At 47.8% G+C, this 22,034-nt stretch carries 27 protein-coding genes and 1 other annotated feature; of the genes, 2 read left to right on the top strand and 25 right to left on the bottom strand.

The window, feature by feature from the left end:
- Positions 1-112: 112 nt before the first annotated feature.
- From AB432_RS00730 to glmU, 5 genes are all read right to left on the bottom strand, one after another.
- Positions 113-343: an anti-sigma-F factor Fin gene (locus AB432_RS00730; protein WP_007726431.1), complete on the bottom strand. Its 231-nt coding sequence runs from the start codon at positions 341-343 to the stop codon at positions 113-115.
- A 61-nt stretch (positions 344-404) separates the two neighbouring features.
- Positions 405-974 (bottom strand): aminoacyl-tRNA hydrolase, encoded by a 570-nt coding sequence (gene pth / locus AB432_RS00725; protein ID WP_048035569.1) that lies wholly within the window; start codon positions 972-974, stop codon positions 405-407.
- 106 nt (positions 975-1,080) lie between these two features.
- Positions 1,081-1,689, bottom strand: a complete 609-nt coding sequence (locus tag AB432_RS00720; RefSeq protein ID WP_048035568.1) for a 50S ribosomal protein L25 — start codon at positions 1,687-1,689, stop codon at positions 1,081-1,083.
- Positions 1,690-1,779: 90 nt separating this feature from the next.
- Positions 1,780-2,730, bottom strand: a complete 951-nt coding sequence (locus AB432_RS00715; RefSeq protein ID WP_007726399.1) for a ribose-phosphate diphosphokinase — start codon at positions 2,728-2,730, stop codon at positions 1,780-1,782.
- 21 nt (positions 2,731-2,751) lie between these two features.
- A complete protein-coding gene (gene glmU, locus AB432_RS00710; RefSeq protein WP_048035567.1) occupies positions 2,752-4,137 on the bottom strand; it encodes a bifunctional UDP-N-acetylglucosamine diphosphorylase/glucosamine-1-phosphate N-acetyltransferase GlmU in 1,386 nt (461 codons plus the stop codon).
- 195 nt (positions 4,138-4,332) lie between these two features.
- Here glmU and AB432_RS00705 point away from each other — a divergent pair, with 195 nt between their 5' ends.
- Entirely contained in the window at positions 4,333-5,349 is a 1,017-nt protein-coding gene (locus AB432_RS00705) for a CobW family GTP-binding protein (RefSeq protein ID WP_048035566.1), read from the top strand.
- Positions 5,350-5,397: 48 nt separating this feature from the next.
- Here the strand turns inward: AB432_RS00705 and spoVG are convergent, their stop codons facing one another.
- From spoVG to metG, 11 genes are all read right to left on the bottom strand, one after another.
- Positions 5,398-5,685 (bottom strand): septation regulator SpoVG, encoded by a 288-nt coding sequence (spoVG, locus tag AB432_RS00700; protein WP_007719936.1) that lies wholly within the window; start codon positions 5,683-5,685, stop codon positions 5,398-5,400.
- 191 nt (positions 5,686-5,876) lie between these two features.
- Positions 5,877-6,257: a RidA family protein gene (locus tag AB432_RS00695; RefSeq protein WP_007719935.1), complete on the bottom strand. Its 381-nt coding sequence runs from the start codon at positions 6,255-6,257 to the stop codon at positions 5,877-5,879.
- Positions 6,258-6,263: 6 nt separating this feature from the next.
- The gene (gene purR / locus AB432_RS00690) at positions 6,264-7,097 is read right to left on the bottom strand and encodes a pur operon repressor (protein ID WP_007719934.1); all 834 of its coding nucleotides are present in this window, start codon (positions 7,095-7,097) and stop codon (positions 6,264-6,266) included.
- Positions 7,098-7,152: 55 nt separating this feature from the next.
- Positions 7,153-8,031 (bottom strand): 4-(cytidine 5'-diphospho)-2-C-methyl-D-erythritol kinase, encoded by an 879-nt coding sequence (gene ispE / locus AB432_RS00685; RefSeq protein WP_048035565.1) that lies wholly within the window; start codon positions 8,029-8,031, stop codon positions 7,153-7,155.
- A gap of 215 nt (positions 8,032-8,246) precedes the next feature.
- Positions 8,247-8,426, bottom strand: a complete 180-nt coding sequence (locus AB432_RS00680) for a small, acid-soluble spore protein, alpha/beta type (protein ID WP_048035564.1) — start codon at positions 8,424-8,426, stop codon at positions 8,247-8,249.
- 117 nt (positions 8,427-8,543) lie between these two features.
- Positions 8,544-8,816, bottom strand: a complete 273-nt coding sequence (veg, locus tag AB432_RS00675; RefSeq protein WP_005830485.1) for a biofilm formation stimulator Veg — start codon at positions 8,814-8,816, stop codon at positions 8,544-8,546.
- A gap of 216 nt (positions 8,817-9,032) precedes the next feature.
- Complete coding sequence (rsmA, locus tag AB432_RS00670) at positions 9,033-9,926, bottom strand: 16S rRNA (adenine(1518)-N(6)/adenine(1519)-N(6))-dimethyltransferase RsmA (protein WP_048035563.1); 894 nt, start codon at positions 9,924-9,926, stop codon at positions 9,033-9,035.
- Positions 9,927-9,929: 3 nt separating this feature from the next.
- Positions 9,930-10,478 carry a ribonuclease M5 gene (rnmV, locus tag AB432_RS00665; protein ID WP_048035562.1) on the bottom strand — a complete coding sequence of 183 codons (549 nt, stop codon included), beginning with the start codon at positions 10,476-10,478 and terminating at the stop codon, positions 9,930-9,932.
- A 171-nt stretch (positions 10,479-10,649) separates the two neighbouring features.
- The gene (locus tag AB432_RS00660; protein ID WP_048035561.1) at positions 10,650-11,747 is read right to left on the bottom strand and encodes a resuscitation-promoting factor; all 1,098 of its coding nucleotides are present in this window, start codon (positions 11,745-11,747) and stop codon (positions 10,650-10,652) included.
- Between the two features lie 358 nt (positions 11,748-12,105).
- Positions 12,106-12,876 (bottom strand): TatD family hydrolase, encoded by a 771-nt coding sequence (locus AB432_RS00655; protein WP_048035560.1) that lies wholly within the window; start codon positions 12,874-12,876, stop codon positions 12,106-12,108.
- 27 nt (positions 12,877-12,903) lie between these two features.
- Entirely contained in the window at positions 12,904-14,931 is a 2,028-nt protein-coding gene (metG, locus tag AB432_RS00650) for a methionine--tRNA ligase (protein WP_048035559.1), read from the bottom strand.
- A 58-nt stretch (positions 14,932-14,989) separates the two neighbouring features.
- Positions 14,990-15,243 (bottom strand) — a binding site (T-box leader).
- A gap of 444 nt (positions 15,244-15,687) precedes the next feature.
- Here metG and AB432_RS00640 point away from each other — a divergent pair.
- A complete protein-coding gene (locus tag AB432_RS00640; RefSeq protein ID WP_007719913.1) occupies positions 15,688-15,936 on the top strand; it encodes an AbrB/MazE/SpoVT family DNA-binding domain-containing protein in 249 nt (82 codons plus the stop codon).
- 238 nt (positions 15,937-16,174) lie between these two features.
- Here AB432_RS00640 and rsmI read toward each other — a convergent pair whose 3' ends face one another.
- The 9 genes from rsmI to tmk form a co-directional block, all read right to left on the bottom strand.
- A complete protein-coding gene (gene rsmI / locus AB432_RS00630) occupies positions 16,175-17,047 on the bottom strand; it encodes a 16S rRNA (cytidine(1402)-2'-O)-methyltransferase (protein ID WP_048035557.1) in 873 nt (290 codons plus the stop codon).
- Positions 17,044-17,319, bottom strand: coding sequence for a GIY-YIG nuclease family protein (locus AB432_RS00625; RefSeq protein ID WP_007719905.1), 276 nt, complete (start codon positions 17,317-17,319; stop codon positions 17,044-17,046). The genes rsmI and AB432_RS00625 overlap by 4 nt, the downstream gene beginning before the upstream one ends.
- Positions 17,294-18,061: a tRNA1(Val) (adenine(37)-N6)-methyltransferase gene (locus AB432_RS00620; protein ID WP_048035556.1), complete on the bottom strand. Its 768-nt coding sequence runs from the start codon at positions 18,059-18,061 to the stop codon at positions 17,294-17,296. The genes AB432_RS00625 and AB432_RS00620 overlap by 26 nt, the downstream gene beginning before the upstream one ends.
- A 108-nt stretch (positions 18,062-18,169) precedes the next feature.
- The gene (yabA, locus tag AB432_RS00615) at positions 18,170-18,541 is read right to left on the bottom strand and encodes a DNA replication initiation control protein YabA (protein ID WP_012683858.1); all 372 of its coding nucleotides are present in this window, start codon (positions 18,539-18,541) and stop codon (positions 18,170-18,172) included.
- A 28-nt stretch (positions 18,542-18,569) separates the two neighbouring features.
- The gene (locus AB432_RS00610) at positions 18,570-19,385 is read right to left on the bottom strand and encodes a PSP1 domain-containing protein (protein ID WP_048035555.1); all 816 of its coding nucleotides are present in this window, start codon (positions 19,383-19,385) and stop codon (positions 18,570-18,572) included.
- A 3-nt stretch (positions 19,386-19,388) separates the two neighbouring features.
- A complete protein-coding gene (gene holB, locus AB432_RS00605) occupies positions 19,389-20,369 on the bottom strand; it encodes a DNA polymerase III subunit delta' (RefSeq protein ID WP_047074446.1) in 981 nt (326 codons plus the stop codon).
- 16 nt (positions 20,370-20,385) lie between these two features.
- Positions 20,386-20,832: a YaaR family protein gene (locus AB432_RS00600; RefSeq protein WP_007719898.1), complete on the bottom strand. Its 447-nt coding sequence runs from the start codon at positions 20,830-20,832 to the stop codon at positions 20,386-20,388.
- 92 nt (positions 20,833-20,924) lie between these two features.
- Positions 20,925-21,254, bottom strand: coding sequence for a cyclic-di-AMP receptor (locus AB432_RS00595; RefSeq protein WP_007719896.1), 330 nt, complete (start codon positions 21,252-21,254; stop codon positions 20,925-20,927).
- 133 nt (positions 21,255-21,387) lie between these two features.
- Positions 21,388-22,029, bottom strand: a complete 642-nt coding sequence (gene tmk, locus AB432_RS00590) for a dTMP kinase (protein WP_048035554.1) — start codon at positions 22,027-22,029, stop codon at positions 21,388-21,390.
- Positions 22,030-22,034: the final 5 nt, after the last annotated feature.

The raw sequence follows: 22,034 nt of genomic DNA, 5'->3' as shown, positions 1-22,034 counted from the left end.
AAATCAGAGCCTCGCTTACGTTCACAACAACCGTAGGTCAGCCATGCGAAAAGAAGCCTTAGCTCCCCAAGCTAAGGCCTTGTCAGTGCAAGCCTTCCTAATGCGTATCCACTTATTGAAGTGGGTTTCCGACTAGTGAAAGCTCTGGATGCTGAATCAGCGCTTCACGGCAATAGTCGCACGTGATGCTGACGACCGTATCTCCACTTTGTTCTCTCGATATTATAAGAGCACGTTCCTCCGGGGTCAAGGAATCAAACCCGAGCTGCGCTTCTGTTACTTGCGATTCGTCAAATTCTGCAATCTTCATGCCGCAGCAACGACATGTATAGCGTATGCTCATGCACATACCACCCCCATACTGTTCCTATCGGTTAGTATGGACGATTGGGTGGGAAATCATACTACTTCTTCAAGCTGTTGTAATGGTTCATGACCTTTAAAAACGACTCTCTTGTCCACATGGCGCATGCATCAGCAGCCAAGCTCACTGCTTCTTGAATGTCGGGTCTTTCCGCCACTGGAAACGTATTCAAAACATAGTCGCTGACGCTACGCCCTGGTTCAGGACGACTGATTCCGACCTTGATTCGTTTAAACTCCTGTGTGCCCAAATGCTGAATCATCGACTTGATGCCGTTGTGCCCACCAGCGCTGCCTTTTTCTCGCAGACGAAGATGTCCAGTCGGCAAATCAAGATCATCGTAGATGACGACGAGATCGTCCGGAATCAGCTTGTAAAACTTGAGGACTTCCGCTACCGATTCACCGGAGAGATTCATGTACGTCTGCGGCTTCACCAGCAGTACCTTCTCGCCTTCGATTCGGCCTTCGCCCACGAGTGCACGAAATTTGTTTTGCGTAACAGGAATTCCCCATTTGTCGCTAATCTTATCTATGGCCATAAAGCCAGCATTATGTCTGGTGTCTTCATATTTTTTGCCTGGATTACCCAATCCTATTATGACTTTCACGCTTATTCCCTCCTACTCTCTCCCCATTGTACTCGAATGGTTACGTGAACAAAAGGAAAAGGGCAGAGATGAAATCACCTCGCCCTTCTTTTTTTATGCCATGACTTTATTCGTTTGCGGTTCCTGCTTTCTCGGCCACCGCCTCTGCTTCTTGCTCCGCATCAATCGATTCTTCGGACTTGGCCTTAACCGGCAAGACACTGATCAGCACTTCCGTGGAATCAAGCCCCAGCTCCACTCCTGGTGGGACCGTCAGATCCGCTACCAAAACGACATCGCCGATATTGAACCCGTCGACATCTACCAGGAACGACTCTGGTATATTACCTGGCAAGCACGTCACTTCCACACTGTGGCGGATAAGGGTAGCCACACCCAACTCCGGATCTCCTGTCATGAGGACAGGAACGGACGTGTGTATTTTTTCATTCATATTGATCTTCTTAAAATCTGCATGCAAAATGTTCCCCTGCAAAGGATGCCGTTGCAGCTCATAAACCATGACATCGTGCGTGTCACCGTCTACACTCAACCGGAATGGCTTGTTCGTCGCCTGGTGACGCAGGGCCGCATCCAGCTCTCTTCCTTTGACCTGAATCGGCTTATTGCCCACTTCGCTGCCGTACATAATACCGGGAACCCAACCTTCATTGCGCAGTACCTTTACAGCATTGCCTGTCTTTTTTTCACGAGACTGTGCCTGTAATTGTTCCACAAAAAAACCTCCTTCGGACTGCTAGTAAAAGTTTCCTCACTAGCTTGTCCATCGGAGGTTTAGTTCAATCCCCTATCAGGGGATTGTATATTAATCGAACAACTTGCTTACGGAAAGCTCTTCGTGAACACGAATGATTGCTTCACCAATGATTGGCGCTACGGAAAGAACGGTAATCTTATCGATAATTTGTTCTTCGGTCAGCGGGATCGAGTTGGTCACAATCAGTTCCTTGATCTTCGAGTTAGCAATACGCTCGATAGCAGGACCGGACAGAACAGGGTGCGTGCAGCATGCATATACTTCACGTGCGCCTGCTTCTACAAGTGCACTTGCAGCCAGTGTGATCGTTCCAGCGGTATCGATAATATCGTCGATGATGATCGCTGTTTTGCCTTCGATGTTACCTACGATGTTCATTACTTCGGCTACGTTTGGTTCTGGGCGACGTTTGTCAATAATGGCAATAGGCGCTTCCAGACGTTCTGCCAATTTACGAGCACGAGTTACTCCACCGTGGTCTGGGGATACGACAACGATATCTTTCAGACCTTTTTCAGAGAAGTGTTTACCCAAGATAGGCACACCCAACAGATGATCCACTGGAATATCGAAGAAGCCTTGGATTTGTGTTGCGTGCAGATCCATCGTAATCACACGTTGTGCACCTGCAGTCTCGATCAGGTTTGCAACCAGCTTGGCCGTGATTGGATCACGTGCACGTGCTTTACGATCTTGACGAGCGTAACCGTAGTAAGGAATTACTACGTTAATACTCTTAGCCGAAGCGCGTTTCAATGCATCGACCATGACCAAAAGCTCCATCAGATGCTCATTAACGGGAGCAGATGTTGGCTGAATGACAAATACGTCACAACCGCGAACGCTTTCATTGAGTTTGAGTTGGCATTCGCCATCACTAAAGCGCACTACTTGTGCGTTTCCGAGTGGTACACCGATGTGTTCGGCGATTTCTTTTGCCAGTTCCGGGTTTGCGTTGCACGTAAATACCTTCAGTTTTGGGTCGCGGTAGTTAGCCATGATCTTCTCAAGAACCTCCCGTTATGATTGCTTTTTGCCCTTGCGAGGCATTTTGTTCGCGTAATCGATTTTATTTACTTGACGCTCACGTGCGATCGCAAGCGCATTATCTGGCACATCTTGATTAATAGTCGATCCTGCAGCTACATAAGCATTTTGTCCAACTGTAACAGGCGCAACCAGATTACTGTTGCATCCGATGAATGCTCCATCTTTTACTGTTGTTTTATGCTTCACTGCGCCATCGTAGTTGACGGTAATCGTTCCACAGCCAATATTGACTCCGTCTCCGATCTCCGCATCCCCTACATAGCTGAGATGAGGAACCTTCGTACCGTCACCAATTTTCGCATTTTTCAATTCCACGAAATCACCGATTTTGGCATTGCTTCCAATCTGCGATCCTGGTCGAACATAAGCAAATGGCCCTACAGATGAATCGCTTTCCACACTTGAATCAACCATCACTGAGTAAGAAATGGTCACGCCACTCGCTACTTCCACATTCGTCAGATCTGCTTGGGGGCCGATTACACAATCAGCTCCAACGGTTGTTTGTCCACGCAGGAAAGAGCCTGGGTGGATCACGGTATCTGCCTCAATCTTCACATCAGCTTCGATGTACGTAGAAGCTGGATCAATGATTGTCACACCATTTCGCATGTGACCAGTCATAATACGTTTTTTCATGTAGGCTTCTGCTTCCGATAGCTGTACACGATCGTTCACACCCATTGTTTCCTCTGGATCAATCGCTTCGTATGCAACTACCTTTTCACCTGCATCACGCAAAATACCGACAACGTCTGTTACATAGTATTCGCCTTGTGCGTTGTCATTTTTCACTTCCGCCAAGGCTTTCCATAATTTTCGGTTGTCATAGCAGTATATGCCCGTATTAATTTCTCTGATCGCCCGTTCCGCTTCCGTAGCGTCCTTATGTTCCACGATTCGCAATACTTCGCCCGCCTCATTGCGCACGATACGCCCATAACCTGTTGCATCAGGTAATACGGCGGTTAATACAGTTGCAGCCGCTTGCTGCTCCTCGTGATAGGTCAGCAAGGCCGACAACGTAGTCGCTGACAAGAGGGGAACGTCTCCATATAAAAGAAACGTAGTTCCTTCTTTATCCTGTAAAAACGGCGCTGCTTGCGAAACGGCATGTGCCGTTCCCAACTGTTCTTCTTGCAGTGCATAAGTAACGTCCTCGCCTAGCTTGGCACGGACAGCGTCAGCACCATGACCTACGACGACAACGATATCCTGAACCTGCATGGACGCCATCGTATCGACTACATGCTGAACCATAGGCTTTCCGCACACAGGGTGCAGGACTTTGTACAGCTTCGATTTCATCCGCGTACCCTGACCAGCAGCCAGAACCACGGCATGGATCTTAGACATGTCAACCCTCCATCGTAGAAGTTCCACAATGACTATATCCTAATTCATATGTGAATTTCAAGACAATCGATACAGGATTATCCCTGATTCCTTGCATTGCCAGTAGTTAGACACATGGCAGACAACATTTAATTTTCTGACAGAAATGTGATATATTGTTGGGCGAAAGGGGTTATTTGAAGGAGGTAGGATAAGATGAGCGCGGAGGTATACTTGCTGACTGGGTATTTAGGTAGTGGAAAAACCACCCTTTTGCAAAAGTGGCTGACTCATTTGCGCATCACAGACCAGAAAGTCGTCGTCTTGATGAATGAAATGGGGGAGGAAGATATTGACGGGGAACAATTGCAAGGCTTCGGCTTTCCTGTCAAAAAAATGCTCGATGGCTGCATATGCTGCTCGATCAAGGGCGAGCTAACGGAGGGCTTGAAAGATATTATGAACGCCATTGCGCCAGACCGAATCCTCATCGAGACTACTGGCGTAGCCGATCCACTTGATGTCATCGATACGATTACTCATCCAGAGCTGTATGATCGACTGGAGTTAAAAGGGACCATTAGTGTTGTCGACGCCTCTCGCTTTCTGGATCTCAACTCACGATTCTCCTCGACTTCCACTCTGGTCAAAACGATTCGAAACCAAGTGCGTTACGCAGACCTGCTTCTTTTGAACAAAACCGATTTGACCAGTCCTGATGTCATTGAGCGGGTTCGTCAAAAGCTCAGTGAAATCAATCCAACTGCATCCATACACGCTACTGTTCAGGCTGAAATAGAAGTCTCCCGGCTTTTGTCTGTCAAACGCACCGTTCATGAGCGATCGCCAGACAACGAACCAAACCGCCCCATTGCCGTACAGAAAAGCATCGGCCGAATGTCCACGATGGACAGGCTCAAGCAATCCCTTGGCCTAAAAACAAGCCAGCCCTCTCTCTACAATAGTATCGAAACGTTTTCCTATGTATTCACCGGACCCGTAGACGCGAAAAAATTCGAGGACTTTCTATACGATCTCCCTAAAAACGTCTATCGAGCAAAAGGCTACGTTCAATTCCACGGAAAGCCCGAGCTGATCTCGTTTCAGCATACCGATAATCAGGTGCTATTGTTCCCTTTTGAAAATTTCGGACCGAAAATGGTAGCTGTCTTCATCGGGGAAGGAATGGACCGAGAAATTATTTTAAACGATCTAAAAAAATGTTATGGTTAACGGACGCCGAAGCACCCTGCCGCAAGTGACAGGGTGCTTTGTGTGTTTTTAAGCACCAGCTTCGATAGTGCTTTCTTCCTCTTGACCTACGCGGTCGTATTCTGTGAGTACTGCTGCCTGAATTTTTTCACGGGTAGTTGAAGAAATCGGATGTGCAATATCACGGAATTCTCCATCTGGTGTACGCTTGCTCGGCATAGCTACAAACATACCGTTGTTTCCGTCAATGACACGGATATCATGAACCACAAATTCATGGTCGATTGTAATGGATGCAATCGCTTTCATCCTACCATCCGTATTCACTCGGCGAAGTCTTACGTCTGTTACTTCCATCTAGTTCACTCCCTTTATCTATGTAACGCGTTTAGGATTATTTCCACCCGCTGGGTAAATATTCCTGCTTATCATTATGCAATTTTTGAAAAAATATATAAATATGTTTATATGTCATTTTTTGGAAACATTTTCCGCAAGTACAAAAAACAGCCCAATGCGCGTGGCATCAGGCTGTTTTCCATTTTTTTCTATTCGATATAAGCTACGATTTCGATTTCGACTTTTACATCACGCGGCAGACGTGCCACTTCTACAGTGGAACGAGCTGGCTTGTGATCGCCAAAATATTGGCCGTACACTTCGTTCAGTTGACCAAAATCATTCATATCCTTGATGAATACAGTCGCCTTCACTACGTTCGTCAGGTTGCCACCGGCTTCTGCCAGTACCGCTTGAATGTTGGAAAAAACCTGATGGGTTTGCTCCACGACGTCACCTTCTACCAAAGTGCCGTCTGCACGCAGCGGAATTTGACCCGATGCAAAAAGAAATGGACCTACCTTCGCAGCTTGGCTGTAAGGACCAATAGCGGCAGGAGCCTTGTCAGTTGAAACAAAAGAGATTGCCATACTTATCTACTCCCCTCTATTTTCAAAAAAACTGCCCAGCTCTATTTCAATTTGCTTGCCCTTGAAGTCTACATCCTGAAGTTTTGCAAGCGATACATACTCATCTACCAAACGCTCAGAAACATCCGCCGTCGTTTCTACCAGTACGCCGCATCCTACTACGGTTGCACGGAATTCCTGCAACAGATCAATCATGCCCCGCAATGTCCCGCCAGCTTTCATAAAGTCGTCCACAATGAGGACACGAGACTGCTCGGCCAAACCGCGGCGAGCGAGTGACATGGTTTGAATTCGTTTACTGGAACCCGATACATAGTTAATGCTCACTACTGAACCTTCCGTCACCTTGTTGTCACGGCGCACAATCACAACAGGCACATTCAAAAACATAGCCGTCGCATACGCAAGTGGAATCCCCTTTGTTTCCACCGTCATGACGACATCCACATTTTTATCCGCATAAGCGGTTGCAAAGAGCTTTCCGATCTTCGCCATCGTTTGTGGATTTCCGAGAATGTCGGACATGTACAAGTATCCACCTGGCAAAAGTCTCTCTGGATTAGCGAGTTGACCGATCAGTTCGCGCATGAAGTGAAGGGCCTCTTCCGTTTTGACCTGTGGAATATACTTCACTCCGCCTGCCGCTCCCGCCACCGTTTTCAACAAGCCTACCCCTTGGACTTCAAAAGCCTCTTTGATGATAGACAAGTCTTCACTGATGGATGATTTCGCTGCGCCGTATTGTTCCGCGAACAGAGTGAGAGGAGTCAGCGTATGGGGATGGGCGAGCAAGTGCTGCGTCATGTCAACCAGACGTGCACTTCTGCGCAATTTCTTCATGGCTCTTCCTCCAAAACCGAATATTATGCTGTTAATGTATCATTTCCATACGGGTTTATGCAAGTATTTCCCCATCTTGAGCGCCTAACATTCGGACAACAAACACATCTTTGACAAAACCTCGCAACGCATTGTAAATCCGATGTACCTTCGCTTCCTTTTGCACAAGAGCAAACACAGTAGGGCCGCTGCCAGACATCAGGACACCATCTGCCCCCGAAGCAATCATGAGATCCTTGATCTGTTTTACTTGTGGATGGAGCGAGAGCGTGACGTTCTCCAGCACATTCCCAAGAGATTGGCACATGAGTGAAAAGTCTTGGGTAGCGATGGCTTGCAGCATTTGTTTGGTATCGGGATGATTATCGATCTGAGCCACACGCAGGTTTCCGTATACATCCGGGGTAGATACTCCGATAGGCGGCTTGGCTAGAATGACCCAGCACGGTGCAGGAGCTCCCAGATGCGCAATCTGTTCGCCACGCCCCGTCGCCAGTGCTGTTCCTCCATAAACGCAAAATGGCACATCAGAGCCAATCTCCGCGCCGATTTTAGCCAGCTCATCTCTGGTCAACCCGAGATTCCACAATTGGTTCAAGCCGCGTAGTGTTGCCGCTGCATCACTGCTGCCACCTGCCAATCCAGCCGCAACCGGAATTTGCTTATCGATATACAAGTGTACGCCCTGGCGTACTTGAAATTTTTCTTTCATGAGCGTTGCCGCTTTATATGCGTGGTTACGGATATCATCCGGTACGAAGCTGGCAGAACAGTCCAGCGTAATCTCACCATCTTCGCGTAGAGTCATGTCCACACGATCTGCCAAGTCTACGGTTGTCATCACCATTTCTACTTCGTGATAACCGTCCGGCCGTTTGGCAAGCACGTCAAGAGTCAAATTAATTTTGGCCGGAGCTTTGACCGAGATACGCACGTAGTTCACCTCTGCCTACTTTCTAAATTTCCTAGTCTCTTATTGTAGCATAGGCAAACTCACCCATGCCACTTGATCAATTAAAAAGAATAGGATCGAGATCATTATGGGTATTTCGAAAATTCAGCTCTCTTTATAGAAAAAAGCCGGGGATGCCCCGGCCTTGTCAACGAGTGTTTATATGGTGAGAAACGCCTGTACGATCAAACCAAACGCTACAATCGCTTAGCGGCTAATGCTTCCTCAGCAAGCTGAACAGCGCGCTTGACCATGTTACCCGCGTCCCGTGTCGTGATGCCTCCCCAACCCTCGGCTTTTACCGTATCGTAAAACCCAAGCTCTTTGGCCAGTTCCATCTTAAACTGCTCTGACATCAGTCCTCGTTTGCGACCCATAGCACCCTCCTTCTCGTTGACAGGCTTAGTGTGCTCCATACCGTTCTTTTTATTGCCTCAACCAAATGTTCAGAGCTTTTCGATATAAAAAACAAAACAGTAGAACCCAAAAGGGCTCTACTGTTGTACAAATGTGATGCGGATGTGCTCGTTTTCGCGGCACACCGTCAATTCTACTGTTTCCGTCAAGATGTCAGCATAGCTGTAAGATACCCGCTCAAAGAGTTGATCGTCATCCAGCTTTACCACAAACACAGATGGGTAAGTTTCTTCGAGGATGCCACTACGTTCAACGGTTTTGCGGCGACCGCCATTAGCCTTCAGCAGGATGCGCTCACCAATGTGTCCGTCTAAACTGCGTTTAATGTCAAGTAACGCGTTTCTTGCCATTGTTCCATCCACCTCGCTTACATCTATTATAACAGCTCCCTTATATTTTGTCAAAGAAATAAAAAATTATAGCAACCCTGCAGATATTTTGTCAACGGGGTTTTTTTCATAAAAAACGTAGATATTTGTCAAATGTTATGCATAAAGGGCATAAACACGCAAAAACCCCCATTCTTGGGGGATCACGCCCAAAAATAAGGGGGTTGTCTACACGATTTACGTAATCAGTCCGCGGCGCATACCTTCGTTCGCTAGGCAGGCAAATTCGTCCAAACTGAGTGTTTCACCACGCCGGGTTGGATCGATCCCGATGTCAGTGAGCATCTGTATTACTTCATCCTTTTGGGTTTTAGGAAACAGTCCGTTCATTAGGTTGTTCAACAACGTCTTACGGCGCTGTGCAAACGAGCTGCGTACCACCCGGAAAAACACATCCTGGTCGTCTACTTCCACTGGCGGACGATCTCTTACCTTTAAGCGAATCACTGCCGAGTCGACATTCGGACGCGGAATGAACACACTTGCAGGCACTATCATTGCTACTTCTGTGTCTGCATAGAATTGAGCTGCGACTGAAAGAGAGCCATAGTCTTTCGTTCCTGGTTTGGCTGCAATTCTCTCTGCCACTTCCTTTTGAATCATGACCACGATGTTCTCGAGAGGCAATCTCTCTTCCAGCAGCTTCATCAGGATCGGTGTCGTCACATAGTAAGGCAGATTCGCCACTACGCTCAGCTTTTCCACTCCTGTCATCTTTTCTTCTATTAACTTCTTCAAATCCAGCTCCAGTACGTCCCCATGAACGACTTCAATATTTTCATAGGGTGACAGCGTGTCCTGCAAAATAGGCAGAAGACGCTGGTCGATTTCGATCGCCATCACTTTTTTGGCTGCTCGTCCCAATTGCTCCGTCAACGCACCGATACCGGGCCCGATTTCAATCGCTCCCTTTTCCTTGGTAAGGTCTGCCTCTGAAACAATGTTATGTAAAATATTGGTGTCTATCAGGAAGTTCTGGCCCAAACTCTTCTTAAAAGCAAAGCCGTACTTCTCCAATATTTCTTTTGTGCGCGTAGGTGTGGCAATATCCTTGCCCGCTATTTGGGTCATGGCTTACTCCCTCTCTTTGTTGATGGCCGTAATGGCCGCTTCGAATTCTGCTCGACTGATTTGGAAGGCATTGAGCCGCTGCAGCATTTGCTTGGCGTTGGCGTATCCGATCCCCAATGCTTCTCCCAGCTTAATTCTGCGTTCTTTGGCATCTACTCCGGACGTCAGGCCATTTGCCAACAGATCGTCAGAGGTAATCTCTCCAGCCGTTTCCGCCATTTCGGTACGTACTTCTGAGAGCGCACGAATAATCACGTCAGGTGTCGCGTTCTCAACGCCGATGTCGCCCTTTTTGGTCCCATCCTCCTGGGTAATAAATGCGTGCTTGCAGCCTGGAACTGACTTGCTGATAATTTTTCGGATGCGCTCCCCTTGATAATCGGGGTCTGTAAAAATAATAACACCGCGTTTTTGTTGCGCCAGCCTGATTTTTTCAATCGTTCTTTTATGAATGGCAGAACCGCCAGTTTCAATCGTATCGGCATTAACCGCATGTTTGATTGCTGCGGTATCGTCTCGTCCTTCGACCACGATGACTTCCTTGATCTTCATCATGTGCTCCCACTTTCGTACAAAGTCGGTACGATACTAGTGTTCCAAAAAAAACCGTACCCAAAGCAAAAAATACATGTAACATTTGGTAAAACAGGATCGTCTAACTAACAAACAGCTTATCACAATAACCATGGAGGAAACAGAAGAACAGGAGCAATCGCTCCTGTCCTAAGGCTTCTGTGGTCCAATGATATATACAGTTTTGTTTCGCTTACGACCGAATTTCCTCGCCTCGGATTCCGTGCCTACGAATACGTCGATTTTGCCACCTTTCATGGCACCACCCGTATCTTCAGCTCGACGATACCCAACACCTTCAATGTACACCCACCATCCATACGGAATGACTTTAGGATCTACAGCGATTGTGTGACCTGCCTTGGCTTTTACCCCTGTCGATGTGCGTCCATATCCTGGAGAGCTTGGGTGTTTGCCACCTCCCGAAGGAGTATATGCAGTCAGGGTAACCCCGTTCAGTACTTTTTTCGGCCTAAACACTTTTCCACCACGCGAGACCGGACCCGCTGCTGAAGCAACCAGGACCCGATCTGGTTGACCCTTTTTCTGCAACGTTGGGATTGCGGTACCCACGGCTACGACATTATCTTTCTTCGGTACAAGTACATCTCTTTTGACCAGATCACGGGAGACTTCTTTTCCATCTTCCATGACTAGCTTATAGTGTGCAATTGCCTTACCTTCTTGCCCGCTCTGTAATACGCGAGTCTTACCTTTTTCCAGCGCTGGATCATTTTTGCGTATTTCTTGAAAGTTGACTCGCTCATCGACTTTTACCATTTTCTCAACAACCCGCTTTACGCTGATCGAGGAGTCCTTGGTAAGTGTTGCGGTCAATGCCGGTTCTACCCGGTCCTTCTCACCTAGCACGATGCCGCCGTCCTTCAACGCACCAGCAACATCACGACTAAGTGTCTCTATCGTTTTTTTCTGCCCGTCAACCTGGATTGGTATGGACCAGGTCGTATATAAAGTAATGAGTGCTCCGTCTTTTAGCTTCGTCTCAGGTGTCGGTTGAAGGGAATCCTTTTCCGTTACCGTAATGTTCCGCTCGGTTAAGAACTGCTCAACGGTCTTGGCTTTTGTAGCGACCGTCTTGCTTTCTCCGTCCAACGAAAAAGTGACCTGTTTTGGCTGAGTAGCCTGGGCAGAGAAATAGCCAATCATGGGAACGAGCACAAGAGCAAGGCAGCCAAACATGACTAGCCCCCGATTCTTATACCTTTCCCATATCGCGCGTAACTCCATTTCCCACACTCCTTTTCCTAGAAAAGCGCAAGGCTCTTCTTGTCTAGCCAGGTAAGGGTCGATGTAATTGCACTAATATTCTGGAAGTGGCCGGTACTTCACAAGGTCGGCTTTGATTGTATTTCACTTTCCCGGCTTTGTCAAATTTACCCTCCCTCTTGGCTGAAACGATAATGGTATCAGACTAGCAAAATAGGCGTGGCGAATGGTAGCAGAAACCTGTCGAGAAGCCATGTCGGATGGACAATAATCGTTCGACACATTGTTCATCGTATGCGTCGACAAAATAGAGTAGAACCCGGTTACTTCACACAAAAAAACGGGAAATCACGTGATGAATCGTGATTTCCCGTTTTTATTAACCGTTCATGCGAAAAAGACGTGTGGCGTTGTCTGCGGTAATTTGTGCCATTTCCTCGTAAGACAACCCATGAATGTTCGCCATTTCTTCACAGACGTAACGCACATATCCACTCTCATTTCGCTTTCCACGGAAAGGATGCGGAGTGAGATATGGGCAATCTGTCTCTATCAACAGCTTGTCTAGCGGTACCTTCGCTGCTACTTCTTTTGGCTGCTTGGCATTTTTGAATGTAAGCGGACCACCGAACGAAATATAAAAATTCATATCGAGTGCCTGCTTTGCTGTTTCCCAACTGCCAGAGAAGCAGTGCATGATGCCGCCAACATCTGCTGCCTTCTCTTCCTTGAGGATCGTCAAAACGTCATGGTGCGCATCGCGATTGTGGATGATGATCGGCATGTCGAGCTTGCGAGCCAGCCGAATCTGCTTGCGGAATACCTCTGCCTGCACATCACGTGGCGACGTATCCCAGTAGTAGTCCAAGCCCATTTCTCCCAATCCCACTACTTTCGGATCACGACTGAGTTCCTCGATCCATTCTAGGTGTTCGTCTGTCATGTCCTTGGCGTCTTGTGGATGCCAACCGATGACGGCGTAAATAAAGTCATACGCATGAGCCAAATCCATGCAGGTTGGAATTGTTTCAGCGTTAAATCCGATGTTCACAATCGTACTGACGCCATTTTCTTGCGCACGAGCAATGACCTCTGCACGATCTTCATCGAATTCCTTCGCATTTAGATGAGCATGGGTTTCAAATAACAAGATGGGTCCTTCCTTTCCTTGCCCTCGTTACTTCACGATTGCTCCGTTTGGCATACTTGGGTCAACAGTCGCAAGTGTCAACTGATCTCCTGCTGATGCTGCCAGGATCATCCCTTGAGATAGCTCACCGCGAAGCTTCACTGGCTTCAGGTTAGCGACGAGGATCACTTTTTTGCCGACCATATCTTCTGGGGAGTAGTATTTCGCGATACCAGAAACAACCTGGCGCTTCTCGTAGCCGAGATCCAATTGCAGAACCAACAGTTTGTCAGCATTTGGATGCTTGGCACATTCCACTACCTGTGCAACGCGCAGCTCTACTTTTCCAAAATCGTCGATGCTGATTTCTTCTTTTGCATCAGCTGGTTTGTCAGTTGCTGCTTCTGTTTGGTTGGTGTTTGTTTCACTCACCGGTGCTTCCCCTTTCAAAGCTGCTTGCTTTTTCTTGTTTTCCTCTGCTTGGCGACGTGCTTCTGCTGTCGAATCGTCGATGAAAGCAAGTTCCGCTTGAACATCCAAACGAGGGAAGAGCAGTTCCTTGCGGCTGACGATGCTTCCAGCAGGCAATCCACCCCATACACTTGCAGATTCCCAGTTGGTTGCTTCTTCATTGCCCAAAATACCTAGTTGATCCCAAATTTTCGCTGGTGCTTTGGTCATGAACGGTTGGATCAGCACGGAGCTAATGCGGATGCTTTCCACCAAATTGTACATGACAGTTGCCAGACGACCCTTGGTTTCTTCGGATTTTGCCAGATTCCAAGGCATGGTCTCATCGATGTATTTGTTTGTACGTCCCACCAGTTCCCAGATGTGAGCCAGTGCATTGGAGAAGCGCATTTCTTCCATGTGCTCTTCCACCAGCGCCTTCGTTTTCATCGCGAGGCCGATTAAGCTGTCATCCGGCTCTCCTGCATCCTGTGGAGCTGGAACAATACCGTCGAAATATTTCTCAATCATCGTAGCGGTACGGCTCAGCAGGTTTCCGATGTCATTAGCCAAGTCGTAGTTCAGGCGTTGTACGAACGATTCCGGCGTGAAGATGCCATCCTGACCGAAGTTGATTTCACGAAGCAGGAAGTAGCGAACGCCGTCAGAACCGTAACGGTCGATCAAAACCTTCGGATCAATGACATTGCCCTTGGATTTTGACATTTTTCCATCTGGCATCAGAAGCCAGCCATGACCAAAAATTTGTTTTGGCAACGGGATATCCAGTGCCATCAACAGGATTGGCCAGTAGATCGTATGGAAGCGCAAAATGTCTTTTCCAACCATGTGAACATTGGCCGGCCAGAAGTTACGGTATTTGCTGTCGTCCTCGGACAAATAGCCCAGAGCAGAAATATAGTTCGTCAATGCATCGATCCATACGTAAATAACGTGCTCTGGATCGCTCGGTACCTTGATACCCCAGTCAAATGTACTGCGGGATACGGACAAATCCTGGAGGCCTGGCTTCAGGAAGTTGTTGATCATTTCGTTGCGGCGGCTCTCTGGTTGAATAAATTCAGGGTTTGCTTCGATGTGCGCAAGCAGTCTGTCCTGATACTTGGACATGCGGAAGAAGTAGTTTTTCTCCTTCACTTTTTTCACTTCGCGACCACAGTCTGGGCAAGCATATCCGTTGTCTGTTTTCGCTTGGGTTTCTGTCCAGAAAGCCTCGCAAGGTACACAGTAGAAGCCCTCGTACTCACCCAAATAAATATCGCCTTGGTCGAGCAGGCGCTGGAACACTTTTTGTACGACTTCTTTATGACGAGGCTCTGTAGTACGGATGAAATCGTCGTATGAGATGTCCAGCTTTTGCCACAGGTCCTTTACCCAATCGACAATCGGGTCGATGAATTCGAGCGGTTGTTTGCCATCTTCGGCTGCACGCTCTTGGAGCTTTTGACCATGCTCATCTGTCCCTGTCAGGTAATACACATCATAGCCGCGCAAACGCTTATAACGAGCCATAGCATCACACGCGATTGTGGTGTAGGCGTTACCAATGTGGAGTTTGTTACTTGGATAGTAGATCGGTGTTGTGATGTAATAAGTAGGTTTCATTGCAACTATTCCCCTCCTGTTTACGTTTATTAAAATAAGGAAAAGCCCACCCCAAAAAAATTGGGGCGAGCTCTATCTCGCGGTACCACCCAAATACTCCGTCCCCTCACGGAAAACGGACTTGGTGAGTCAAAACATGACTCTACCCGTAACGTGGGCTTACGTCACAAACTACTAGGTCCGGTCAATGCCGCACTGTTCATCTGCAAGACTCAGGGTCCATGTTCAGCTTGCTCACTTATACCGGTTCTCAGCTACCCCGGTTCTCTGAAATAAGGAGGATCGGCTTACTCTTCCCATCATGGTCGTTTGCTATCAATTGCTGTATTTATCCTCTATTGTACACGACCAACCTGTTTTGTAAACATCCTCGGCAAGCCCATTTTCCCGAGGAATTTTATTGCTCGCTTCAAACCAACTTTACAAAATACAAGAAGAAAAGAGAAAACTTGGAGTTTTTGTCGAATCGTCATGTTGGGTTTCGACATTCGTCGACTAATTCGACACCCAATTCTTCCAGTAAATTTTATCCATAAAAATTTCCATATCGCTTCCAACGCTTCAAGAAACACCGGTTTAACAGCATTTTCGTTTTGAAAAAACATTTTGCTTTTCAAGGAATTGTCAAAATCATGTTGACACCTTTGGGAATGGCTGGTATGATTATCCCAACAGAAAATGTCGAATATTGACGATAAATGATGAGTGTATAACAATAGCATCGACATATACAGATTTTGGGAGGAGATTTTAACTATGATGAAATCAACCGGTATCGTTCGCAAAGTAGATGAATTGGGTCGTGTTGTTATTCCAATCGAATTGCGCCGCACTCTGGGTATCGCTGAGAAAGATGCTTTGGAAATCTACGTTGACGGAGAGCGCATCATCCTGAAAAAGTATGAGCCTGCATGTATCTTCTGTGGAAACGCTGACAAAGTATCTCATTTTAAAGGTAAAATTGTATGCCAAGATTGCCTGACAGAAATGCCTGTTAAACGCTAATATCATTTGATTACATAAACATGCCTTTGTGGGACGAGCCTCACAAAGGCTATTTGTTTGCTATTTTTTCTTCAACAGCCCTCGGAAGAAGAACAGCCTGGGCGCATACAAATCAGAATAGACCACATCTGCCGGCATTTCAAAGGATACATCGCCAGAAAACTGTAATCCAACCCTGTCGACATGACGAAAAGAAAAAAGCCGACCTTATCGGCCAGCTTTGCTCACTCATTACCCTCTATTCACGATGATATTCGTTGTAAACATCTCGTTTGGATACATTTCGATCATCGGCTGCTTGCTTGATGGCTTCCTTTTTCCCCATGCCTTGTGCGCAGTAATGATCCACGTGCTCCACGATACTCAGCGCTTGCCACCAGGTATCATCGACTTCTGCTTCCAGCGGTCCGGTGTTCCCTTCGACAATGACACAAAACTCACCGCGCACCTCGCCGCTCCTGAGCCATTCCAGCAACTCGTCCAATGTCCCACGCACAAATTCCTCGTAGCGTTTTGTCAGTTCTCTTGCCAGGACAGCTCGCCGATTCCCCCACGCTTCCCGCATGGCAGCAAGCGTCTTTTCCACTCGATGGGGAGCTTCATAAAAAATCAGCGTTTCTGGATATCGCTTCAGTCGTTCCAGCTCTTCGCGTCTTTCTTTGTTTTCGCGTCCCATAAATCCGCAAAATAGGAAGCGATCAGTAGGAAGACCGGAAGCAATCAAAGCTGTCAACGCCGCATTGGCACCTGGAACGGGGATGACAGAAAATCCCGCTGCGGTCGCATCTCGTACCAGCTCCGCACCCGGGTCGGAAATCGCCGGCAAGCCAGCGTCGCTTACCAAGGCGATTTTCTTGCCCTCTGCAAGCCACTGCAACAGCCCATTTCCACTTGCTTCCTTATTATGCTCGTGATAGCTGACCGTACGTTTTTCGATTTGAAAATGATTTAGCAGCTTTCTCGTCTGGCGCGTATCTTCACACGCGATGACATCGACTTCACGCAACGTATTTAGACACCGCACCGTGATATCATCGAGATTGCCAATGGGTGTAGCCACCAAATAAAGAACTCCCGCTTCTTCTGACGCAAAACTGCGTTGCACATTCATTCGGAGGCCCCTCCAATCAATTCTTCTTTTTTCTTGCGCGTTAATCGTTTGATGCTCTCTTCACGCTTGAGACCCCAGGAACGGTCTGCTCCTTCTTCCCAATAAAGCAGCTCCACTGGCCCTCGACCTCTTGTATACTTGGCACCTTTTCCTTCATTATGAGCTGCCAAGCGGCGGATCAGCTCTGTCGTATATCCAGTGTAGAGTGTCCCATCCGCACAAGAGAGGATGTAGACATAGTGACTCTTACTCGAGGGAATCTCGTCTGCCATAATAGATTTCCTGTAGTTCTTCACAGTATTGCTCTCCATTTTCATACACAATCAGCGGCGGCTGAATTCTCAGCTCCGGCTTTCCACCCCTTATTCCCTCGATCAGAACCATATTCGGCTCTGCTTCCCTACGCGGATAAACCAGACGCATCCGTTTCGGCTCGATGCCGTATTGGCGCATAAGCGAAATGATGTCGATCAAACGTGTGGATCGATGCACGAGCGCCAGCTTCCCGCCGGTTTTTAGCAACTGACTCCCCACACGAATGACATCCTCCAAGGACAGCATAATCTCATGACGGGCGATCGCAAAGTGCTCGCTGATGTTTTTCTCCCCACTGGTCGCAGGCATATACGGCGGATTGCATGTGATCAAATCGAAATTCCCGTGCCCAAACAACGACACCGCATCCTTCACATCGCCATGATGCATCGTAATTCGTTCGTTTAAGCCATTCAATGTCACATTGCGGCTCGCCATGCTGAACAAACGCTCTTGAATTTCGATTCCATCAAAACTGGCTTCTGGCGTACGCGTGGTCATAATGAGCGGTATTGCTCCATTGCCCGTGCACATATCCAATACTTTTCCGCGCTTTGGCACCGATGCGAATCGTGCCAAAAGAACCGCGTCCATCGAAAAGCAAAACACTTCGTGGCTCTGGATTATTTTCATTTCATGTGTCAATAAATCATCGATGCGCTCTGTTTCGTAAAGCGGCACGTTGGTGACAGGTTCCATCTACGGTTCGTACTCCCTTTTGTTCTTGTCTTATTATTCCTATCCGGAAAAAAGCGACCTGACACGTGGCCCAGGTCGCTTTTTCATGTGGTGCTGGTTACTCACCGCTTATTTTTGAGGGCCGCCGCTCAGGAATGAGAGACAGAACAGGCAATCCCCTTCTTTTCGCAGGCTGCCGAAATGCACATTGCAGATATGAAATCCTTCCGCGTACAAACGGGCGAGGTTGTCATATCCTTCTCCAACCACTGCCTTTTTGGCTTTTTCCTTCGCGACAGGGCTTGTTCCCTTTTGTTTTGCTTGGGAGCCGGTCTTCTTCCTGTCTAGTCGGTTGCGAAGGTGCTGGTTTTCAACGAGTAATTGGGCGTTTTCCTCCATCAAAACAACGATGACGTCTTTCAGTTCACCAATTTCTTTATAAAGGTCACCAATACGTTCTTCAATGCTCGCCATCTTGACGAAGATTTCCCGTTTGTCCACTAGCTCACCTCTCCCCTACCCCCACGCTTTATTCAAAGGTGGGGAGACCTATCGCAATCTCATCCAATCCGAATTCGGTGACACGTTTGTCGATTGAAAGCTCTACTTGGACAGATTGGTCAAGTACGTTTACGGAAACGACTCGTCCATTCCCCATCGGGGTGTTGACCATTTTGCCAACGTCCGGCATCTCATCCTTCGAGCTTTCATAGTTGTCGTTCTCGTATTTTAAACAGCACATCAACCGGCCGCACAGACCAGAGATTTTGGCTGGATTCAACGAAAGATTTTGGTCCTTGGCCATTTTGATCGAGACAGGCTCGAAATCGCCGAGGAACGTCGAACAGCAAAGCAACCTGCCACAAGGCCCGATCCCGCCGAGCATTTTGGCTTCGTCACGCACACCAATCTGGCGAAGCTCAATCCGGGTACGGAATACGGAGGCGAGGTCTTTTACCAGCTCACGGAAATCAACCCTGCCGTCAGCAGTAAAATAAAAGATAATCTTGTTGCGGTCAAACGTGTATTCCACATCGACCAGCTTCATATCGAGCTTGTGCTCTTTGATCTTCGTCTGACATACAGCAAAAGCATTCTTGGCGGCTTGCTTGTTTTCATCCACCTGTTTTGCATCTCGCTCGTCTGCCATCCGAATGACCTTTTTCAGCGGCAATACAACATCAGACTCAGCCACTTCTTTTTTGCCAATGACGACCTTGCCAAACTCGACCCCTCGCGCCGTCTCAACGATGACGGTGCAGTCTTGCTCAATCGGCAGTCGGTCAGGGTCGAAGTAATATATTTTGCCCGCTTTCTTAAAGCGGACCCCAACAACCTCGTACAAGGGTTATCCCTCCTGGAATTGAAGAACCAACCGCTCAAGAGCCAACTGTGCGTTGGCATTTCGCTCTATCCGATTTTTCGTCTCCATGACCAAATCTATCCCGCGCAAGAGCTCAGCTTTTGTCCATACCAGTGCTTGTCCTTGCAGCACATCCTGTTGGTCGCTGTTAATGAGATGGGCATGCCTGCCTACTTGCAAATACAGGATATCGCGCAGCCAAAGGATGAGCAAATCTAAAAAGAGGGGTAGTTCCTCTTTACTTTTGTCGCTCTTTTGCAACATATCATGGATCGTTAAGAGTGCAGATGAATTGCGCTGTTTGCACTCCTGCACCAATTGTATCACTAGATTTCTTAGCTGTGCAAACGATTCTGATTGGCTGAGTGTCATGGCTTCTTCCACATTTGTCGTAATGTGGGAAGCAACCTGCGCCATTCCCGCCAAAACGCCCTCTGCACGCAACTTTTCCGCAATCGATTCTGCAGAAAGTGGTGAAAATTGAACGATTTGGCATCGAGATAAAATCGTAGGAAGAATCGCATGGCTGTGCTCTGTCAAAAGCAGTGCCAGTACACCAGCGGGCGGTTCCTCCAGAAACTTGAGCAGACTGTTGGCAGCCTGTGTCGTCATTTTATCGACGTGCTCGATGATATATACCTTGCGTGACGACTCGACGGCGCGCATCGCCATTTCTTTTTGCAGCGAACGGATCTGGTCGATTTTAATCGAAGCCCCATCAGGCGTAATAAACAACACATCCGGGTGATTACCACCCTCTATGCGCCTGCATGTAACACAGGCCCCGCAGGCGTCTGCCTCCCTTTCCGAACAAAAAAGGGACTTCGCCAGATGCAGGGCCATCTGCTTTTTACCTGAACCTTTGGGACCCGCCAGCAAGTAGGCGTGTGCCAATCGTTCGTTGCGCAAACTATGATACAGCAGTTCCTGTGCTCGTGGCTGCTGAGAAAAACGGGTCCATGTCATGATGGTTTCACACCCACTAAAAATACAAATTGATCAACATGCCGCGGATTTCGCCAATCCTGGCTAACAAATCAATCGTTGGTGCCTGCTCGCTCAAGAGCTCATCTGTCAGTTTGAGCAGCTCTGCGTCCACCTCTTTGACGATTTTGTACAGCCTACTGCGGCCACGCCGATTCATTCCTCGTCTATCGTCCAAGGCAATGCCGAACTTCACAGCCTCTTCCATGAACTGTTTGACGAGATTTTTATAAGCATAGAAGTCACGAACGGCGCGGGAACGAGCAAGAATCTGTCCCTGCCTGTCTATGTCTGTCAGTAGCCGGGTAAGCTTCTCCTGAGACATACGTTCGTCTTCTCCTTGAATCATCGTTCCAAAATTCAGCTTTTCCAGTTGAGGATTCTTGCGTGAATCCGTCGTTTTAATCAAGTCCAGTTTAGGCCGTAACCCATCACTGATTTTCATATCGCCACCTCCGTCGCCCGATCCAATACAGGGTTTATCCCCGTGAGATCAAGTATATACGAAAGTTGCGAAAAAAGAGAGAAGGAACCACGTTAAAATGAGTGGAACTCTCCGACATCCAATACGAAAACTGCCGCACCACCCACCTGTACCTCCAGCGGATATGGCATGAACGAGTCTACAGCATTACTGAGTGGAGAGACGGGAGTGACCATTTGTTTGCGGGATTTGCAATTATGCGCAATGATGTCGATTACTTCCGGTACGCTTTCGTCAGACGTACCGATCAAAAAAGTTGTGTTACCGGCGCGTAAAAAGCTACCTGTACTAGCCAGTTTCGTAGCACGAAAACCTTTTTTCACCAGCTGTTGAGACAGACGACCACTATCTTTATCTTGGACGACCGCAACTACCATTTTCATCGGCTATCACCCTTTCTCCCATGATCAATTCCCAATTTGACTTCTTCATTGTATGAAAAACACGTAGGCTTGGTACGTTATTTTGCTTAAACATATTATACAGCATGTACATCATCCTGCGGTACAGGGAACCTTATAATCTGTCTAGCAGTGCCTGCAGGGCTGATTGATATACATGTTCCATCGGCTGCTCGGCATCAATGACGACAAAGCGCTCCGGGTCGCTTTCCATTACCAGTTGATACCCTTCCCGAACAAGCTCATGGAAGCGCATCCCTTCCAAATCGAGACGATTCACTTCGCGTCCACGGGAGGCATTAATCCGCGCCAATCCGGTTTCGGGCTGTACATCAAAGAATAGGGTCAATTCCGGCATGCAGTCACCGACAGCAAATCGGTTAATCTGGTAGACAGCATCAATGCCCAATCCCCGCGCATGTCCTTGATAGGCGAGACTACTGTCGATAAAACGGTCGCATAGTACCAGCTTGCCCTCTGCTAAGGCAGGTAACACCTTTTCGGCCAAATGCTGACCACGTGCTGCCGCATACAAGAGAGCCTCCGTTCTTTCATCCATCTGCGTGTGGGCTGGATTCAAAATAATTTCCCGGATTTTTTCAGCGATATCAATTCCACCGGGCTCACGCGTCAAAAGCACATCGACTCCCCGCGCCTTCAGCTCTTCGTACAGCTTGGCGATGACGGTGGATTTCCCGGCCCCTTCTCCGCCTTCTATTGTAATAAATCGGCCTTTTTTTCCTGTTGCCACTTCCATACTCC

The organism is Brevibacillus brevis (genome assembly GCF_001039275.2).
Classification (GTDB): domain Bacteria; phylum Bacillota; class Bacilli; order Brevibacillales; family Brevibacillaceae; genus Brevibacillus; species Brevibacillus brevis_C.
The sequence above is the reverse complement of the archived record's forward strand: the minus strand, read 5'-3'. Positions and strand labels throughout refer to the sequence as shown.

Bases quoted from the DNA above. Each gene is read 5' to 3' on its own strand.
- AB432_RS00730 (WP_007726431.1), bottom strand. From the start codon at position 343: ATGAGCATACGCTATACATGTCGTTGCTGCGGCATGAAGATTGCAGAA.
- AB432_RS00715 (WP_007726399.1), bottom strand. From the start codon at position 2,730: ATGGCTAACTACCGCGACCCAAAACTGAAGGTATTTACGTGCAACGCA.
- glmU (WP_048035567.1), bottom strand. From the start codon at position 4,137: ATGTCTAAGATCCATGCCGTGGTTCTGGCTGCTGGTCAGGGTACGCGG.
- AB432_RS00705 (WP_048035566.1), top strand. From the start codon at position 4,333: ATGAGCGCGGAGGTATACTTGCTGACTGGGTATTTAGGTAGTGGAAAA.
- spoVG (WP_007719936.1), bottom strand. From the start codon at position 5,685: ATGGAAGTAACAGACGTAAGACTTCGCCGAGTGAATACGGATGGTAGG.
- AB432_RS00695 (WP_007719935.1), bottom strand. From the start codon at position 6,257: ATGGCAATCTCTTTTGTTTCAACTGACAAGGCTCCTGCCGCTATTGGT.
- purR (WP_007719934.1), bottom strand. From the start codon at position 7,097: ATGAAGAAATTGCGCAGAAGTGCACGTCTGGTTGACATGACGCAGCAC.
- AB432_RS00680 (WP_048035564.1), bottom strand. From the start codon at position 8,426: ATGGGTCGCAAACGAGGACTGATGTCAGAGCAGTTTAAGATGGAACTG.
- veg (WP_005830485.1), bottom strand. From the start codon at position 8,816: ATGGCAAGAAACGCGTTACTTGACATTAAACGCAGTTTAGACGGACAC.
- rsmA (WP_048035563.1), bottom strand. From the start codon at position 9,926: ATGACCCAAATAGCGGGCAAGGATATTGCCACACCTACGCGCACAAAA.
- rnmV (WP_048035562.1), bottom strand. From the start codon at position 10,478: ATGAAGATCAAGGAAGTCATCGTGGTCGAAGGACGAGACGATACCGCA.
- AB432_RS00660 (WP_048035561.1), bottom strand. From the start codon at position 11,747: ATGGAGTTACGCGCGATATGGGAAAGGTATAAGAATCGGGGGCTAGTC.
- metG (WP_048035559.1), bottom strand. From the start codon at position 14,931: ATGAAACCTACTTATTACATCACAACACCGATCTACTATCCAAGTAAC.
- AB432_RS00640 (WP_007719913.1), top strand. From the start codon at position 15,688: ATGATGAAATCAACCGGTATCGTTCGCAAAGTAGATGAATTGGGTCGT.
- rsmI (WP_048035557.1), bottom strand. From the start codon at position 17,047: ATGAATGTGCAACGCAGTTTTGCGTCAGAAGAAGCGGGAGTTCTTTAT.
- AB432_RS00625 (WP_007719905.1), bottom strand. From the start codon at position 17,319: ATGGCAGACGAGATTCCCTCGAGTAAGAGTCACTATGTCTACATCCTC.
- AB432_RS00620 (WP_048035556.1), bottom strand. From the start codon at position 18,061: ATGGAACCTGTCACCAACGTGCCGCTTTACGAAACAGAGCGCATCGAT.
- holB (WP_047074446.1), bottom strand. From the start codon at position 20,369: ATGACATGGACCCGTTTTTCTCAGCAGCCACGAGCACAGGAACTGCTG.
- AB432_RS00600 (WP_007719898.1), bottom strand. From the start codon at position 20,832: ATGAAAATCAGTGATGGGTTACGGCCTAAACTGGACTTGATTAAAACG.
- AB432_RS00595 (WP_007719896.1), bottom strand. From the start codon at position 21,254: ATGAAAATGGTAGTTGCGGTCGTCCAAGATAAAGATAGTGGTCGTCTG.
- tmk (WP_048035554.1), bottom strand. From the start codon at position 22,029: ATGGAAGTGGCAACAGGAAAAAAAGGCCGATTTATTACAATAGAAGGC.